General features: G+C 68.9%; 17 protein-coding genes. 11 read left to right on the forward strand and 6 right to left on the reverse strand.

The genetic code is table 11. From position 1 onward, the window contains the following. Positions 1-16: 16 nt before the first annotated feature. Both AB0M70_RS41400 and AB0M70_RS41405 read left to right on the forward strand, forming a co-directional pair. The gene (locus AB0M70_RS41400) at positions 17-529 is read left to right on the forward strand and encodes an SRPBCC domain-containing protein (protein ID WP_365828902.1); all 513 of its coding nucleotides are present in this window, start codon (positions 17-19) and stop codon (positions 527-529) included. Positions 530-632: 103 nt separating this feature from the next. After that, positions 633-1,550 (forward strand): DMT family transporter, encoded by a 918-nt coding sequence (locus AB0M70_RS41405; RefSeq protein WP_365828904.1) that lies wholly within the window; start codon positions 633-635, stop codon positions 1,548-1,550. On the opposite strand, the gene AB0M70_RS41410 is transcribed toward AB0M70_RS41405, so the two are convergent. Next, the gene (locus tag AB0M70_RS41410; protein WP_365828906.1) at positions 1,465-2,406 is read right to left on the reverse strand and encodes a LysR family transcriptional regulator; all 942 of its coding nucleotides are present in this window, start codon (positions 2,404-2,406) and stop codon (positions 1,465-1,467) included. The genes AB0M70_RS41405 and AB0M70_RS41410 overlap by 86 nt on opposite strands. Next, positions 2,406-2,729: a PLD nuclease N-terminal domain-containing protein gene (locus tag AB0M70_RS41415; protein ID WP_365828908.1), complete on the reverse strand. Its 324-nt coding sequence runs from the start codon at positions 2,727-2,729 to the stop codon at positions 2,406-2,408. The genes AB0M70_RS41410 and AB0M70_RS41415 overlap by 1 nt, the downstream gene beginning before the upstream one ends. Before the next feature lie 89 nt (positions 2,730-2,818). Between AB0M70_RS41415 and AB0M70_RS41420 the strand changes: the two genes are divergently transcribed. From AB0M70_RS41420 to AB0M70_RS41455, 8 genes are all read left to right on the forward strand, one after another. Further along, a complete protein-coding gene (locus tag AB0M70_RS41420; protein WP_365828910.1) occupies positions 2,819-4,276 on the forward strand; it encodes a menaquinone biosynthesis decarboxylase in 1,458 nt (485 codons plus the stop codon). A 2-nt stretch (positions 4,277-4,278) separates the two neighbouring features. Then, on the forward strand, positions 4,279-5,202 hold the full coding sequence (gene mqnP / locus AB0M70_RS41425) for a menaquinone biosynthesis prenyltransferase MqnP (protein ID WP_365828912.1): 924 nt from the start codon (positions 4,279-4,281) through the stop codon (positions 5,200-5,202). 9 nt (positions 5,203-5,211) lie between these two features. Next, a complete protein-coding gene (locus AB0M70_RS41430) occupies positions 5,212-5,892 on the forward strand; it encodes a UbiX family flavin prenyltransferase (protein ID WP_363212831.1) in 681 nt (226 codons plus the stop codon). 142 nt (positions 5,893-6,034) lie between these two features. Beyond that, entirely contained in the window at positions 6,035-6,490 is a 456-nt protein-coding gene (locus AB0M70_RS41435) for an Lrp/AsnC family transcriptional regulator (protein WP_365828967.1), read from the forward strand. 62 nt (positions 6,491-6,552) lie between these two features. Beyond that, positions 6,553-7,716 carry an aminofutalosine synthase MqnE gene (mqnE, locus tag AB0M70_RS41440; protein WP_365828914.1) on the forward strand — a complete coding sequence of 388 codons (1,164 nt, stop codon included), beginning with the start codon at positions 6,553-6,555 and terminating at the stop codon, positions 7,714-7,716. Positions 7,717-7,828: 112 nt separating this feature from the next. Next, on the forward strand, positions 7,829-8,353 hold the full coding sequence (locus AB0M70_RS41445) for a GNAT family N-acetyltransferase (RefSeq protein WP_365828916.1): 525 nt from the start codon (positions 7,829-7,831) through the stop codon (positions 8,351-8,353). A 93-nt stretch (positions 8,354-8,446) separates the two neighbouring features. After that, positions 8,447-8,737, forward strand: a complete 291-nt coding sequence (locus AB0M70_RS41450; protein ID WP_363212828.1) for a DUF4229 domain-containing protein — start codon at positions 8,447-8,449, stop codon at positions 8,735-8,737. A gap of 402 nt (positions 8,738-9,139) precedes the next feature. Then, positions 9,140-10,501 (forward strand): dicarboxylate/amino acid:cation symporter, encoded by a 1,362-nt coding sequence (locus AB0M70_RS41455; RefSeq protein ID WP_365828918.1) that lies wholly within the window; start codon positions 9,140-9,142, stop codon positions 10,499-10,501. Between the two features lie 92 nt (positions 10,502-10,593). On the opposite strand, the gene AB0M70_RS41460 is transcribed toward AB0M70_RS41455, so the two are convergent. From AB0M70_RS41460 to AB0M70_RS41475, 4 genes are all read right to left on the reverse strand, one after another. Beyond that, positions 10,594-11,385, reverse strand: coding sequence for an ABC transporter permease (locus tag AB0M70_RS41460; protein ID WP_365828920.1), 792 nt, complete (start codon positions 11,383-11,385; stop codon positions 10,594-10,596). Continuing rightward, entirely contained in the window at positions 11,382-12,377 is a 996-nt protein-coding gene (locus AB0M70_RS41465; protein ID WP_365828969.1) for an ATP-binding cassette domain-containing protein, read from the reverse strand. The genes AB0M70_RS41460 and AB0M70_RS41465 overlap by 4 nt, the downstream gene beginning before the upstream one ends. A 117-nt stretch (positions 12,378-12,494) precedes the next feature. Further along, a complete protein-coding gene (locus tag AB0M70_RS41470) occupies positions 12,495-13,343 on the reverse strand; it encodes a DUF4097 family beta strand repeat-containing protein (RefSeq protein WP_365828922.1) in 849 nt (282 codons plus the stop codon). A 137-nt stretch (positions 13,344-13,480) separates the two neighbouring features. Further along, entirely contained in the window at positions 13,481-13,999 is a 519-nt protein-coding gene (locus AB0M70_RS41475; RefSeq protein ID WP_365828924.1) for a hypothetical protein, read from the reverse strand. A gap of 318 nt (positions 14,000-14,317) precedes the next feature. Here AB0M70_RS41475 and AB0M70_RS41480 point away from each other — a divergent pair, with 318 nt between their 5' ends. After that, positions 14,318-14,989 carry a TetR/AcrR family transcriptional regulator gene (locus AB0M70_RS41480; RefSeq protein WP_365828971.1) on the forward strand — a complete coding sequence of 224 codons (672 nt, stop codon included), beginning with the start codon at positions 14,318-14,320 and terminating at the stop codon, positions 14,987-14,989. Position 14,990: the final 1 nt, after the last annotated feature.

Here is a 14,990-nt window from a genome sequence, read left to right on the forward strand (position 1 = left end):
GGGTGAGGCTTGGGGTATGAGTGCGACGATCGGGCAGGGTACGAGCCGGACCAATGGTTCACGGCAGCATCTCGGCTATGAGCTTCATCTTCCCCACCCTGTGGACAAGGTCTGGGCGGCGGTGGCCACCCCGGAGGGGCTTCCGGGGTGGCTGGCCGCCGCCGATGTGTGGGAGCCACGGCTCGGTGGGGCCGTGTCGTTGCGTTGGCTCAACGGCGACCAGTCGGCCACCCACTCCGGGACCGTCACCGCGTGGGAGCCGGAGCGGATCGTCGAGTACACGATCGACCTGCACGGCCGGTGCCGCTTCCATCTGGAGGCGGCCGAGGGGAAGGCCGGGACCACCCTGCGGTTCACCAACGAGTTCGAGGGCGACGACGAGCTGCGCCTCGACTGTCTCGCCGGCTGGCACCACCACTTCGAGTTCCTCGTCGACGCGCTCGACGGACATCCCAAGGACTGGTCGACGTGGAGTCTCGACCCCTGGCGGGAGCTTCGTGAGACGTATCAGCAGTATCAGCAGAGCTGAACGGCTCCGTGACCTTGGTCCATCGTTTCCGCCGATGACCCCATCGGCAGGACGCCCCACTGGCGCGTGGACCAGGGCATACGCCCGCTCGTAGCTTCATGGCATGACCTCAGAGAACAAGGGCACGGCCCAGCTCACCGCCGCGATGGTGCTCTCCGGCACCCTCGGGATCTTCGTCGTCGAGTCGGGCGCGTCGGCCTTCAACGTCGTGTTCTTCCGCGTGCTGTTCGGCGCCCTTGCCCTAGGGGCCTACGCCTTCGCCCGCGGCTACTTCCGCGGCCACGGCCTCACCCCGAAGAAGCTCGGACTCGCCGCGCTCGGCGGCGCGTTCATCGTCTTCAACTGGGTGTTCCTCTTCAAGGCGTACGAGGAGACCTCGATCTCCCTGGCCACCGTCGTCTACCACACGCAGCCGTTCCTGCTCGTGCTGATGAGCGCCGTCATCTTCCGTGAGCGGCTGACCAGGCATCAACTGATGTGGCTGGCAATCGCGTTCGCCGGGCTCGTCCTCGTCTCCGGAGTGCGGCCCGGTGACCTCGGCTCGCTCACCGGCATCGGCTTCGCCCTCCTGGCCGCGCTGCTCTACGGCCTCTCCACCCTCGTCACCAAGCGCATCACCGGGGTGCGGCCCCACCTGATCGCCCTGGTCCAGGTTCTGGTCGGCATCCCGCTGTTGCTGCCCTTCGCGGACTTCGGTGCGATGAGCGGGACGGGCGCGGGGTGGGGCTGGCTCGTCGGGCTCGGGGTCATCCACACCGGCCTGATGTACGTCCTGATGTACGCGGCGTACGCGAAGCTGCCCACCGCCAAGATCGCCGTACTCGCCTTCACCTACCCGGCGGTCGCGATGGTCGCCGACTGGGCCGTCTACGGGCACCACATCGGCCTGGTGCAGGCGCTCGGCGTACCGCTCATCGTCCTCGCGAGCCTCAAGGTCAACCGCTCCAAGTCGCCCCGCGTGAGCGCTGGTTCGCGTACTCCGCTGCCTGCTCCCGCACCAGCCGTACCGACTGGTCGATGAACAGCCGCACATGGGCCGGAAGCCGCTTGCCCGAGCGCCACGCCAGCTGCGTGTGCAGGACGAAGGGCGGCTCCCACGGCAGCGCGACGAGCACCCCCGACGCCAGCTCGTCCCGCACCGCCATCCGCGGCAGCAGCGCCACCCCGAGGCCACCGGCGACCCCACGCTTGGTGGCCTCGATCGTGCCGAACTCCATGAAGGGCGGCGGGGAGCCGTTGCGCGTCCGCAGCTCGTCCTCGAACAGATCCCGGTAGGGGCAGCCCGGCTCCGTGCCGACCAGCTGGACCGCCGCCAGATCACCCGTGGCGAGCGAGTCCGCCCCCAGCGCGGCCAGCGGATGCGTCGGCGCGCAGACCAGGACCAGCGGCTCCTCGGCGAGGACCTCGGTCTCCAGGCCCGCGTGCTCGGTCTCCCGCTCCATCAGGAACCCCACGTCGTACGTCCCCTGCCGCAGCGCGTGGCGGGTCTCGTCGCCCAGCGTGGGGCGCAGGGAGAGCTGCACCTTGGGGTAGCGGTGGTGGAAGAGTTCGAGCAGCGGGGGCAGCCGGTAGGACGTCAGGGACTCCATCGTGCCGACCGCGATGGCGCCGCTCGGCTCCCCGGCGTCGACGACCGCCGACCGTGCCTCGTCCGCGAGTTCGATGATCTGCCGGGCGTAGGGAAGCAGGCGCTCGCCCGCCTCCGTGAGGCGGATGCGGCTGCCGAGCCGGTCGAAGAGCTCGGCGCCGAGCGAGGACTCCAGGGAGCGGATCTGGCTGGTGACGCTGGACTGGGCGTACTTCAGCTCGGCGGCGGCCTGCGTGAAGCTGAGCACGGTCGCGACCTTCTCGAAGGTGACGAGCAGCCGAAGCTCCATCAGCCCTCGCTTCCCCTGTCCCGCTTCTTCTCGTCCGGGTCCTCGTCCCTGAGCGACTTCAGGAACTCGGGGTTGTCGTCCGGTGCCACCCACTGTCCGCCGCGCCCGGCGCGAGGGCCACCCCCGGCGGCGGGCGTCTTGCGCACCTTGCCCGTGACGAACCAGGCGATCGGGCCGAGGAGAACCTCGCCGAAGAGCAGCACGATGATGACCCAGACCACCTTCGGCAGATGCCTGACCTCCTTCTCCGGAGTGTTCAGGACATCGATGAAGGCATAGATCCACACGGCCAGGACCAGCAGGAACGGCAGATACCTGAGCATGGTTGCGCGATTCCCCAAGCGACGAAGGAGGGGCGCGGTGCGGGCCCCGCTGTCCGGGCCAGGGTAGCCGGTGACCGATACTTGACCGCATGGCTTATGACGATCTTCGCTCCCTGCTCCGTGCACTGGAGCGCGAGGGCGATCTCAAGCGCATCAAGGCCGAGGTCGATCCGTACCTGGAGGTCGGCGAGATCACCGACCGCGTCCAGAAGGCCGGCGGCCCCGCGCTCCTCTTCGAGAACGTGCGCGGCTCGGCGATGCCCCTCGCGATGAACGTGTACGGGACGGACCGCCGCCTGTTGAAGGCGCTCGGCCTGAAGTCGTACAGCGAGATCAGCGACAAGATCGGCGGCCTGCTCAAGCCGGAGCTGCCGCACGGCTTCGTCGGCGTGCGCGAGGCCTTCGGGAAGCTCGGCGCGATGACGCACGTGCCGCCGAAGAAGGTGAAGTCCGACAACGCGCCCGTGCAGGAGGTCGTGCTCACCGGCGACGACGTCGACCTGGAGAAGCTGCCCGCGCTCTTCACCTGGCCCGAGGACGGCGGCTCCTTCTTCAACCTCGGTCTGACCCACACCAAGGACCCGGACACCGGCGTCCGCAACCTCGGTCTGTACCGCCTGCAGCGCCACGACAAGCGCACCATCGGCATGCACTGGCAGATCCACAAGGACAGCCGCAACCACTACCAGGTGGCCGCCCGCAGGGGCGAGAAGCTCCCGGTCGCGATCGCCTTCGGCTGTCCGCCCGCCGTCACGTACGCCTCCACCGCGCCGCTGCCGGGCGACATGGACGAGTACATGCTGGCCGGGTTCATCCAGGGCAAGCGCGTGGAGATGGTCGACTGCAAGACGGTCCCGCTCCAGGTCCCCGCGCACGCCGAGGTCGTCATCGAGGGCTGGCTCGAGCCGGGCGAGATGCTCCCCGAGGGCCCCTTCGGCGACCACACCGGCTTCTACACGCCGCAGGAGGACTTCCCGGCGCTGAAGATCGACTGCGTGACGATGCGGAAGCGTCCGCTGCTCCAGTCGATCGTGGTGGGACGCCCGCCGACGGAGGACGGCCCCCTCGGCCGCGCCACCGAGCGCTTCTTCTTGCCGCTCCTCAAGGTGATCGTCCCGGACATCGTCGACTACCACCTGCCGGAGTCCGGCGGCTTCCACAACTGCGCGATTGTCTCGATCGACAAGAAGTACCCCAAGCACGCGCAGAAGGTCATGCACGCCATCTGGGGCGCCCACATGATGTCCCTGACCAAGCTGATCGTGGTCGTGGACAAGGACTGCGACGTCCATGACCTGCACGAAGTGTCCTGGCGCGCGCTCGGCAACACCGACTACGCGCGCGACCTGACGGTGGCCGAAGGTCCCGTCGACCACCTCGACCACGCCTCCTACCAGCAGTTCTGGGGCGGCAAGGCGGGCATCGACGCGACGAAGAAGCTGCCCGAAGAGGGCTACACCCGGGACGGGGGCTGGCCGGACATGGTCGAGTCCGACCCGGAGACGGCGTCGAAGGTCGACCGCCGCTGGAAGGAGTACGGGCTCTAAAGATGAGTGCTGATTCAGCGACCCCGGAACTCTTCGGGCCCGAGCCCGCACCGCCCGGCAAGGTCAAGGCGTTCCTGCGCCTGGTCATGATCGAGCACTCGGTCTTCGCCCTGCCCTTCGCCTACATCGCCGCCCTGACCGCGATGTTCCAGATGGACGAGAACATCCACTGGGGGCGGCTGCTCCTGGTCACCATCTGCATGGTCGGCCTGCGGACGTTTGCCATGGCCGCCAACCGCATCATCGACCGGGAGATCGACGCCCGTAACCCGAGGACCGCCCACCGCGAGCTCGTCACGGGCGCGGTGTCGGTGAAGTCCGCCTGGACCGGGGCGCTGATCGCGCTCGTCGTGTTCCTCGGCGCCGCCGCCCTGCTCAACCCGCTGTGTCTGGCGCTCGCGCCCGTCGCGGTGATCCCGATGGTCGTCTATCCCTACGGCAAGCGGTTCACGAACTTCCCGCAGGCGATCCTCGGCATCGCCCAGGCGATGGGCCCGGTCGGCGCGTGGATCGCGGTCACGGGCGAGTGGTCGGGGCAGGCGGTCATCCTCGGCCTCGCGGTCGGCGTCTGGATCGGCGGCTTCGACCTGATCTACGCCTGCCAGGACGTGGAGACGGACCGCGAGGTCGGCGTGAAGTCGGTGCCCGCACGGTTCGGCATCGCCAAGGCCATCTGGGGGGCGCGCGGTTGCCACCTGGTGACCACGGCGCTGTTCGTCTGGTACGCCGCCGACACCGGCGCGGGCCCGTTCCTCTGGCTCGGCCTCGCGGTCGTGGCGGGCGCGTTCGTGTACGAGCACTCGATCGTGAAGCCGCACGACCTCTCCCGGCTCAACCGCGCCTTCTTCCAGGTCAACGGCTTCATCGGCATCGCGCTCTTCGTCTGCGCGCTGCTCGATCTGCTGATGCGCGGACTGACCGTCTAGGCTCACGGTGTGAAGCCAGGAGACACGCAGCGTAAGCCTTGGATCGTGGGGGTGTCGGGGGCCTCGGGGACCCCGTATGCCGCCGCAGTGCTGCGGGCACTGCTCGCGGCGGGGGAGAGCGTCGACCTGGTGGTCTCGCGGGCCTCGCGGCTGACGATCCTCGACGAGACGGGCATCGCCTTCCGGGACGCGCACTGGCAGGAAGACCTGCGGGAGTGGCTCGGCCGTGGCGCCGACGGCAAGCCGGCGACCTTCGACGTGCCGGTGGACGACGTGCGGTACTGGGCGGCCGGGGACCTGGCAGCCGGGCCTTCCTCGGGGTCGTACGCGACCAAGGGGATGCTGATCGTGCCCGCGTCCACGGCGTGTGTGGCCGGGGTGGCGCTGGGGCTCTCGAAGGATCTGCTGCAGCGGTCGGCGAGCGTGACGCTCAAGGAAGGCAGGCGACTCGTCGTCTGTGTGCGCGAGACGCCGCTGAACGGACAGACGCTGAAGCACTTGGTGACGCTGGACGAGGCGGGCGCGATCGTGCTGCCCGCCTCTCCGGCGTTCTACGCGGGGGCGACGCACATCCAGGATCTGGTGGACTTCGTCGCCGGGCGGACGCTCGACGCGGCGGGGGTGCCGCACCAGCTGTACCGCCGCTGGAAGGGAGAGCTCGGCGGAGGCTCGGCCCCTTCGGGGGACTAGCGCTTCTCTGCAGCTCGCGCATGCTCGAAGAATCCTTGCCGATCGGCGGAGATTCCAAAGATTCACAGGGTTCAACCCTGTTGTGCCTTAGTTTCTACACATAGACTCGCGGTATCGCTGAATAATGAAAGGCATCGCACCTATGGACGCCGTGGACAGGCAGCTCATCCAGGCTCTGCGCGAGAACGGCAGGGCCTCGTACGCCGAACTGGGCCGGCTCGTCGGCCTCTCCGGCCCGAGCGTCACGGACCGGATCAACCGCCTCGAGGCGGCGGGCGTCATCACCGGCTACCGCGCGACCGTCGACTCCGCCTCGCTCGGCCTGGGCGTCATCGCCCTCATCGGCATCTCCCTCTCGGACGCCGCCGACCACGAGGACGTGGCGCGGCGCCTGAAGGACCTGCACGAGATCGAGGACTGCTGGTTCATCGCGGGCGACGACTCGTACATGCTCAAGATCCGGGCCACGGACGTGGACGGCCTGGAGAAGACGATCCGCAGGCTGAGCGGCACGAAGGGCGTCTCCAGGACGCGTACGACGATCGTGCTCTCCACGAAGTGGGAGAACCGGGTCGGGGAGCTGCCGGAGGAGGAGTGACCTCCGGGGCGTACCGTGGGCGGAGGTTTGTGGTGGGTCGCAGGGAGAGGTAAGGGCGAGGCATGGACGCAGGTCTCAAGCGCGAACTTGAGCAGAAGGTCCGGGGCGGCGAGCGGCTGTCCCGCGAGGACGGCATCGCGCTCTACGAGTCGGACGACCTGGCCTGGCTCGGCGGCCTCGCCCACGAGGTGCGCACGCGCAAGAACGGCGACGTCGTGCACTTCAACGTCAACCGCCACCTCAACATGACCAACGTGTGCACCGCCTCGTGCGCGTACTGCTCGTTCCAGCGCAAGCCGGGCGAGAAGGACGCGTACACGATGCGCATCGAGGAGGCCGTCCGCCTCGCCAAGGCGATGGAGGGCGAGAACCTCACCGAGCTGCACATCGTCAACGGCCTGCACCCCAACCTGCCGTGGCGCTACTACCCGCGTTCGCTGAGCGAGCTCAAGAAGGCGCTCCCGGACGTGTCCCTGAAGGCGTTCACGGCCACGGAGATCCACCACTTCGAGACGATCTCGGGGATGTCGGCCTCCGACATCCTCGACGAGCTGATCGAGGCGGGCCTGGAGTCGCTGACCGGCGGCGGCGCGGAGATCTTCGACTGGGAGGTCCGCCAGCACATCGTGGACCACCGCACCCACTGGGAGGACTGGTCGCGCATCCACCGCCTCGCGCACCAGAAAGGTCTCAAGACCCCGTGCACGATGCTGTACGGCCACATCGAGGAGCCCAGGCACCGGGTCGACCACGTCCTTCGGCTGCGTGAACTCCAGGACGAGACCGGCGGGTTCCAGGTCTTCATCCCGCTGCGCTACCAGCACGACTTCGTGGACATGAAGGACGGCAAGGTCAGGAACCGCCTCCAGGCGCGCACGACCATGGCGTCGGGCGCCGAGGCCCTGAAGACCTTCGCGGTCTCGCGTCTCCTCTTCGACAACGTCCCGCACGTCAAGGTCTTCTGGGTCATGCACGGCCTGCAGACCACGCAGCTCGCGCTGCAGCACGGCGCGGACGACATGGACGGCTCGGTCGTCGAGTACAAGATCACGCACGACGCGGACAACTTCGGTACGCCGAACAAGCTGACGCGTGAGGACCTGCTCGACCTCATCCGCGAGGCGGGCTTCCGCCCGGTCGAGCGGAACACACGCTACGAGTCGATCCGTGAGTACGACGGTCCCGACCTGGCGCTGCGTGAGACCCCGCAGGCCATGCGGGTCTGACGGCCTGACGCACGGACGACGAGCCCCGGCCCCTCCAGGCCGGGGCTCGTCGCGTTGTCCGGCATGCGGAATGTGGTTGAGGCGTGCGGCCGGTAATAGTTAATCTGGCCCTATGGCACTTACCTTCCGGCTCGACCCGGAGATCGATCCCGCCCTCCGCGACGGCGTCCTCGCCCTCTGGGCCGACGTGTCCAACGCCGGCGGAGCCGTCGGATTCGTACCGCCCGTGACGGTCGACGACATCCGGCCCGAGTGGCTCAAGCGCCTGACCCAGCTCAGCCAGGGAGACACCCGGCTCCTCGTCGGATACGACGAGGACGGCGCCGTCGCCGCGACCGCCTTCCTCACGTACAACACCCACCGGCTGATGAAGCACTGGATCTGGCTGTACGTCGTGATGGTGCACCCCAGGCACCAGGGCAAGGGCTACGGCCGCGACCTCATGGCGGCCGCGGCCGACGCCGCCCATGGGATCGACGGCATCGAGGCGATCCGGCTGACCTGCCGCGGCGGCACGGGAGTCGACCGGTTCTACGAGTCCTGCGGGTACAAGGAGGTCGGGCGGGTGCCCGGCGCGATCCGCGTCGCCCCCGGCGACGACCGCGACGACATCACGATGCTGCTCCCGCTCGGATGAGGGCTCACCCCCTTGCCGGGCGCGACCCCTCCCATGCTTCACTGGAGTGGCTCGTCCTACTCGGGCCATTTCGGAACGGAAGAGTGGATTGACATGCTCCGCTACACGCTGATGCGCCTCGGGGTCTTCGTGGGCTGCTTTTTCGCGGTCTGGGGACTTGTCTACGTCGGCGCCCTGCCCAAGGGGCTCGGGGACTCCAACCTCCTCTGGGTTCTGCTGCTCGCCCTCGTCATCTCCGCGCCCATCAGCTTCGTGGTGCTGCGCAAGGAGCGGGACCGGGCCTCGGTCCAGGTCGTCGAGCGCGTCGAGCGCACCAAGGCCAACCTGGAGGCGAACCGCACCATGGAGGACCTCGCCGACGACTCCGCCCGCGCGAAGCCGTAACGTTCGTCACACATACGTCGACCCCGGTACCGGAGCGTCTGCTCCGGACCGGGGTTTCGTGCGTCCCGGGCAGCACTCGGCCTGTGATTGGCCTCGTCTACCTCAAACAAGACCTTTGATGTTCTCAAAGTTCAAGTGTTAACGTGTTCGACATGAAGACAGCAGCCGCGCACCGCATCCCCATGAGCGTCCCGCTCGTGGCGCGCCTGCATGTCGATCTCTGCCGCTGCATGTCCGCGGCCTGTCGTCGCCGCCCCTGAGTTCTCGCTGAGCCATGGCGCGCAGCGCGACGACAAGCATCAAGTGACATCTGCATTGCAGCGGCGCCCTCAAGGCCGTTCCGTCTGACCCCTCGCGGTCGCCGCTCCCTCACGTCCCCCCGCCCTTACCCGGAGTGTGTCCGTGTCCGCGAACTCCCCCGTATCCCCGGCCGACAAGGTCGAGCAGCCGAAGTCCGGCTCCCGGATACCCAGATTCCTCAAGCTGCCGTTCTGGGCCCAGATCCTCGGCGGTCTGGTCCTCGGTGTCCTGCTCGGCTGGCTGGCGCGCAGCCAGGACGTGTCCTGGCTCGTCACCACCCTGGACAAGGTCGGAAGCACCTTCATCGGCCTCCTGAAGCTGGCGGTCGCCCCGCTCGTCTTCTTCGCGATCCTGGTGTCGATCACCAACCTGCGCAAGGTCAACAACGCGGCGCGGCTCGCCTCGCAGACGCTGGTCTGGTTCATGATCACGTCGCTGATCGCGGTCGTCATCGGCCTCGCGATCGGGCTCCTCACGAACCCGGGCGCCGGCACCGGCCTGACCCCGAAGGACGGCGCCAAGCCGGAGACCTCGGGCTCCTGGATCGACTTCCTCACCGGGATCATCCCGACGGACGTCGTCACGCCGTTCACCGAGCTCAACGTCCTGCAGATCGTCTTCATGGCCGCCGTCGCCGGTATCGCCGTACTGAAGATCGGTGACAAGGCGCAGCCGATCCTGGACCTCAGCGAGTCCGTGCTCGCGCTGCTCCAGAAGGCCCTGTGGTGGGTCATCAAGCTCTCGCCGATCGGCACCATCGGCCTCATCGGCTTCGCCATCGCCGACTACGGCTGGGACCTGATCAGCAAGTACGCGACGTTCACCGTCGACATCTACGTCGGTTGCGCCCTGGTGATGTTCGGCGTCTACCCGCTGCTGCTCTCCACGGTCGCCAAGGTCAACCCGCTGCAGTTCTTCAAGGGTGCCTGGCCCGCGATCCAGCTGGCCTTCGTCTCGCGCTCCTCGGTCGGCACGATGCCGGTCACCCAGAAGGTCACCGAGCGCCTCGGCGTGCCGAAGGAGTACACGTCCTTCGCGGTGCCGTTCGGTGCCACCACGAAGATGGACGGCTGCGCCGCGATCTACCCGGCCATCGCCGCGATCTTCGTCGCGCAGATCTTCGACGTGCAGATGGGCATCAAGGAGTACCTGCTCATCGCCTTCGTCTCGGTGGTCGGTTCCGCGGCCACGGCCGGCCTGACGGGCGCCACGGTCATGCTGACCCTGACCCTCTCCACGCTGGGCCTGCCGATGGAGGGCGTGGGCCTGCTCCTCGCGATCGACCCGATCCTGGACATGATGCGCACGGCCACGAACGTCGCAGGTCAGGCAGCCGTCCCGGTGATCGTCGCCGCCCGCGAGAAGATCCTGGACCGTGACGCCTACGAGAACGCTTCGGCTTCGCCACTCGACGCGTTCGACGAGCCCGCCGACGAGCGGCAGCCGGTGCCTGTCGCCGCCTGACGTCCCCCCGCTCGTGGCGAACGTGCCCCCGCACTCAGCAGTGGCTGAGTGCGGGGGCACGTCTGTGGTGCGAGGGGTAGCGGGCCGGACGGTCACTTCGGGTCGCGCTCGAAGACCGCCTTCGCCCAGAAGTAGCCGAGCAGGGTCAGTCCCAGGCACCAGGCGAGGGTGATCCAGCCGTTGTGGCCGATCTCGGTGCCGAGGAGCAGGCCGCGCAGGGTCTCGATGGTGGGGGTGAAGGGCTGGTACTCGGCGATCGGCCGGAACCAGCCGGGCATGGAGTCCACGGGGACGAAGGCGCTGGAGAACAGCGGCAGCAGGATCATCGGCATCGCGTTGTTGCTGGCCGCCTCGGCGTTCGGGCTGACCAGGCCCATGCCGACCGAAACCCAGGTGAGGGCCAGGGAGAAGAGGGCGAGCAGGCCGAAGGCGGCGAGCCACTCCAGGACGGTGGCGTCGGTGGAGCGGAAGCCGATGGCCACCCCGACGGCGCCCACGAAGATCACGCTCAGGATCGACTGAAGGACACTGCCGACGACGTGCCCGATGAGCACGGACCCGCGGTGGATGGCCATGGTGCGGAAGCGGGCCATGATGCCCTCGGACATGTCCATGGAGACGGACACCGCGGTCCCGACCACGGCGCCGCCGACGGTCATCAGCAGGATGCCCGGGACGATGTAGGCGATGTATTCGGCGCGGTCCGCGCCGCCCCCGCCGATGCCCGCGCTCATCACGTCACCGAAGAGGTAGACGAAGAGCAGCAGCAGCATGATCGGCGTGAGCAGGAGCTGCAGGGTCATGGACGGGTAGCGCCGGGCGTGCAGGAGGTTGCGGCGCAGCATCGTGGAGGAGTCGCGCAGGGCGAGGGAGAGGGAGCTCATCGGACGTTCTCCTTGGTCTGGGCGTGCTGCGCGGGGACGTCGGCGGGGCCGGTCAGGGCGAAGAAGACGTCGTCGAGGTCGGGGGTGTGGACGGTGAGTTCGTCGGCCTCGACGCCCGCGGAGTCCAGCCAGTCAAGGATGGAGCGCAGTTCGCGCTGCGTGCCGTCGCTGGGCAACTGCAGGGTGAGGGCCTCGTCGTCACGGGTCGCTTCGGTGAGGGCGCCGCTCGCGTGCCGGTAGGCGTCGGGGTCGGAGAAGCGCAGGCGTACGTGGCCGCCGGGGATGAGTCGCTTGAGTTCTTCGGCGGTGCCTTCGGCGGCGATTTTGCCGTCGTTGAGGACGGCGATGCGGTCGGCGAGTTCGTCGGCTTCTTCCAGGTACTGGGTGGTGAGGAAGACGGTGACACCGCCGGAGACGAGTTCGCGGATGATCTGCCACATGTTGTGGCGGGAGCGCGGGTCGAGTCCGGTGGTGGGTTCGTCGAGGAAGATGATGCGCGGGTCGCCGACCAGGGTCATGGCGATGTCCAGGCGGCGCCTCATGCCACCGGAGTAGGTGGATGCGGGCTTCTTGGCGGCGTCGGTGAGGTCGAAGCGTTCCAGGAGTTCGGCGGTGACCCGGCGTCCCTCGCCCCGCGAGAGGTGGTGCAGGTCGGCCATGAGGAGCATGTTCTCCTCGCCGGTGATCAGCCCGTCGACCGCGGAGAACTGCCCGGTCACGCCGATCGCGGCACGGACCCCGTCCGGAGAGGCGGCGATGTCGTGGCCCGCTACCTGGGCCTCGCCGCCGTCGGCGGAGATGAGGGTGGAGAGGATCTTCACGGCGGTGGTCTTGCCCGCCCCGTTCGGGCCGAGCAGCGCGAACACCGATCCGGCGGGGATACGGAGATCGATGCCGTCGAGGACCGTCTTGTCGCCGTAGGACTTGCGCAGACCGACGGCGGAGACGGCGGACGGGGGCGGATTGCCGTTGTTCCGACTGGACGTGAACATGACAGATGAAGGCATGGGGCCCTCCCGATCGAAGGCTGAAGTGGTGGGGGTGGCGGGGGTCGCGGGGGTGGGTGTGGCCGCGGGTGGCCGGGGGCCGGGTGTCGTCTGCGGGGGCGCTCAGGCGTGGGCGCGGGCGCGGACGATGTCGATGTTGCCGTGCCGGGTGCGGGCCCGGATCTTGACGGTTTCCTCGGAATCGTCCGGGCCGTCGGACGAGGTGAGCCTGTTGCGCACCTGCCCCTTGTCGGAGCCGGCGTCGAGCCAGGCCGCCGTGCCCTCGCGGATGCCGATCTCGATGGCGCCGTAGTTGGTCTCCAACTGGACCGTGCCGCGGGCGGCTTCGGCGATGCGCAGGGCGCCGTAGGCGTTGGTCGCGGTGACCGAGCCCTCGGCGCGGGCGATGTCGATGGCACCGTGGGCGCCGCTCACCCGCAGGTCGCCGGTCGCGCCGCCGACGGTCGTGTTGCCGTGCGAGTTCTTCAGCGTGGCGGAGCCCTCGACGAGGCCGACGCGGATGTTGCCGGAGCTGGTGGTGATCTCGGCCGTGCCCAGGACCCGCTCGACGGTGATCGAGCCGTGCGAGACGGTCAGTTGAAGCGGTCCCGCGGTGTCCAGGCGGACATCGCCGACCGAGGCCTTCACGCGGACCTCGCCGAGCCGGCCCTCGCCGAGCACGCTGGGGCAGGAGCCGCCCACCTCGACGTGTGAGCCCGTGGGCAGTTCGACCGTCACGTCGACGGCTCCGGTGGGGCCGATCATGAGGCGCTCCTTCGTCCTGATGCTCAGGACGCCGCTCGCGTACGTGACCTCGGTCTGCTCGGCGGCCCGCACGTCCTTGTCCCTCTTCGGGTCCTGGGCCGCGACCTCGACGAGGGTGTCGGGCCGGTCGCTCGCGGTGAACCGGATGGAACCGGCGCCCACGTGCGCCATGACCGAGATCAATTCGGGAGTGTCGAAAGAAGGCATGGCTGTCCCGTCCTCTTGGGTCTCTGGGGCGTCCCTGCTGGTGGGACGTGGTGTGAGTGAAGTGGTGGGAGGTGCTGGGTGGTGGTGCCGGGGTGTGGTGCCGGGGTGTTGTGCAGGGGTGTGGCGCGGGGGCGTGGTCAGCGCACCCAGCCGGTGATGGTCTGTCCGATCGTGTGGGTCTTCTGCGTCGTACGGGGGCGGGCGTCGCCGTCGACCGCGGCCGAGACGGCGCGGATCAGCCAGGCGTTGACCGAAAGGCCCTCGCGTCCCGCGGCCTCCTCGGCGCGGGCCTTGAGGTGGGCGGGCAGGCGCAGGTTGACGCGGGCGGTGCCGCCTTCGTCGCCTTCCGCGGGCGCCTGCGCCTTGAGCGGTTCGTAGGGGGTGGCCGATTCCGCGGGGGTGTCGTTGTCGGTGGGCGGCAGCGTCACCACGAAGTCGGGGTCGAGACCGCGCAGCCGTACGTCGACGGAGCCGGGGGCGAGCTCGCGGGTGATCTCGTCCATCGCGGCCGAGAGCACGTTCAGCATGGTCAGCCGGGTCGCCGACTCCAGGGGAGCGGTGAGCCGGTCGGCCAGCTCGCGGGCTTCTTCCCCGCCGGCTTCGGCGGCCACCGCGAGTTCACGGCGGAGGGTGTCGACATACGGGGTGAGGTCCATGACGTCATCTTGGCACCATCATGGCGCCATGCGCAACTGTATTGGCGCCGCAGGTGGGACGGAGTCCGCGGAGTGTCGGGTGAATAGGGCTCTGACCTGCGGAAACCCCGGAAGGGTGGTGTGCGTCATCGTGGCGCCAGGGCGGGGGTGGGGGCTCGGGCGGGGGATTCGATGGCGCTCGGTGGTGCCACGTGGCGCCATGCAGTGCCATATGGCATCAGGTGGCATCAGGTGGCGCCGCGTGGCGCCAGGGGGTGGACCGTAGGCTGGCCCTTCTGTGCACAAGTTGTGTGGAAGGCGGGCGCAGGGGTGGGCGACATGAAGGCCGGGGCGGCCGGTGGGGGCGCGGGGACCACGGTGGGGAAGCGGCAGAAGCGGATGCCGAGGGCCGTGCGCGAGCAGCAGATGCTGGACGCGGCCGTGCGGATCTTCGGGCAGCGGGGGTACCGGGCGGCTTCCATGGACGAGATCGCCGAGGTGGCGGGGGTCTCGAAGCCGCTGGTGTACCTGTATCTGAACTCCAAGGAAGAGCTGTTCACTGCGTGCATCCGGCGGGAGGCCGCGGCGCTGGTCGCGGCGGTGCGGGACGGGGTGAGCGGGGGCGGGCCCGCCGACCGGCAGTTGTGGGCCGGGTTGCGGGCCTTCTTCACGCATACCGCGGAGCGGCCAGACGCGTGGGTGGTTCTGCACCACCAGGCGCGTACGCAGGGCGAGCCGTTCGCCGCCGAGGTCACCGTGATGCGCGAGGAGATCGTGGCGTTCGTGACGTCACTGATCGCGGAGGCGGCACGGGAGGCGCACCGCAAGCCGGAGCTGGCGGAGCGTGAGGTCGCGGGGCTCGCACAGGCGTTGGTGGGGGCGGCGGAGTCGCTCGCGGGCTGGGCGAACGGGGACGCGTCGGTGTCCGCGAAGGAGGCGGCGGCGACGCTGATGAACTTCGCGTGGGCGGGGCTCGGGGAGCTGATGGAGGGGCGGCGGTGGGTGCCGTAGC

This window comes from Streptomyces sp. NPDC051214 (assembly GCF_040682375.1).
Taxonomy (GTDB): Bacteria; Actinomycetota; Actinomycetes; order Streptomycetales; family Streptomycetaceae; genus Streptomyces.

Bases quoted from the DNA above. Each gene is read 5' to 3' on its own strand.
- mqnE (WP_365828914.1), top strand. From the start codon at position 6,553: ATGGACGCAGGTCTCAAGCGCGAACTTGAGCAGAAGGTCCGGGGCGGC.
- AB0M70_RS41450 (WP_363212828.1), top strand. From the start codon at position 8,447: ATGCTCCGCTACACGCTGATGCGCCTCGGGGTCTTCGTGGGCTGCTTT.
- mqnP (WP_365828912.1), top strand. From the start codon at position 4,279: ATGAGTGCTGATTCAGCGACCCCGGAACTCTTCGGGCCCGAGCCCGCA.
- AB0M70_RS41410 (WP_365828906.1), bottom strand. From the start codon at position 2,406: ATGGAGCTTCGGCTGCTCGTCACCTTCGAGAAGGTCGCGACCGTGCTC.
- AB0M70_RS41470 (WP_365828922.1), bottom strand. From the start codon at position 13,343: ATGCCTTCTTTCGACACTCCCGAATTGATCTCGGTCATGGCGCACGTG.
- AB0M70_RS41465 (WP_365828969.1), bottom strand. From the start codon at position 12,377: ATGTTCACGTCCAGTCGGAACAACGGCAATCCGCCCCCGTCCGCCGTC.
- AB0M70_RS41420 (WP_365828910.1), top strand. From the start codon at position 2,819: ATGGCTTATGACGATCTTCGCTCCCTGCTCCGTGCACTGGAGCGCGAG.
- AB0M70_RS41415 (WP_365828908.1), bottom strand. From the start codon at position 2,729: ATGCTCAGGTATCTGCCGTTCCTGCTGGTCCTGGCCGTGTGGATCTAT.
- AB0M70_RS41460 (WP_365828920.1), bottom strand. From the start codon at position 11,385: ATGAGCTCCCTCTCCCTCGCCCTGCGCGACTCCTCCACGATGCTGCGC.
- AB0M70_RS41445 (WP_365828916.1), top strand. From the start codon at position 7,829: ATGGCACTTACCTTCCGGCTCGACCCGGAGATCGATCCCGCCCTCCGC.
- AB0M70_RS41400 (WP_365828902.1), top strand. From the start codon at position 17: ATGAGTGCGACGATCGGGCAGGGTACGAGCCGGACCAATGGTTCACGG.
- AB0M70_RS41480 (WP_365828971.1), top strand. From the start codon at position 14,318: ATGAAGGCCGGGGCGGCCGGTGGGGGCGCGGGGACCACGGTGGGGAAG.
- AB0M70_RS41405 (WP_365828904.1), top strand. From the start codon at position 633: ATGACCTCAGAGAACAAGGGCACGGCCCAGCTCACCGCCGCGATGGTG.
- AB0M70_RS41475 (WP_365828924.1), bottom strand. From the start codon at position 13,999: ATGGACCTCACCCCGTATGTCGACACCCTCCGCCGTGAACTCGCGGTG.
- AB0M70_RS41435 (WP_365828967.1), top strand. From the start codon at position 6,035: ATGGACGCCGTGGACAGGCAGCTCATCCAGGCTCTGCGCGAGAACGGC.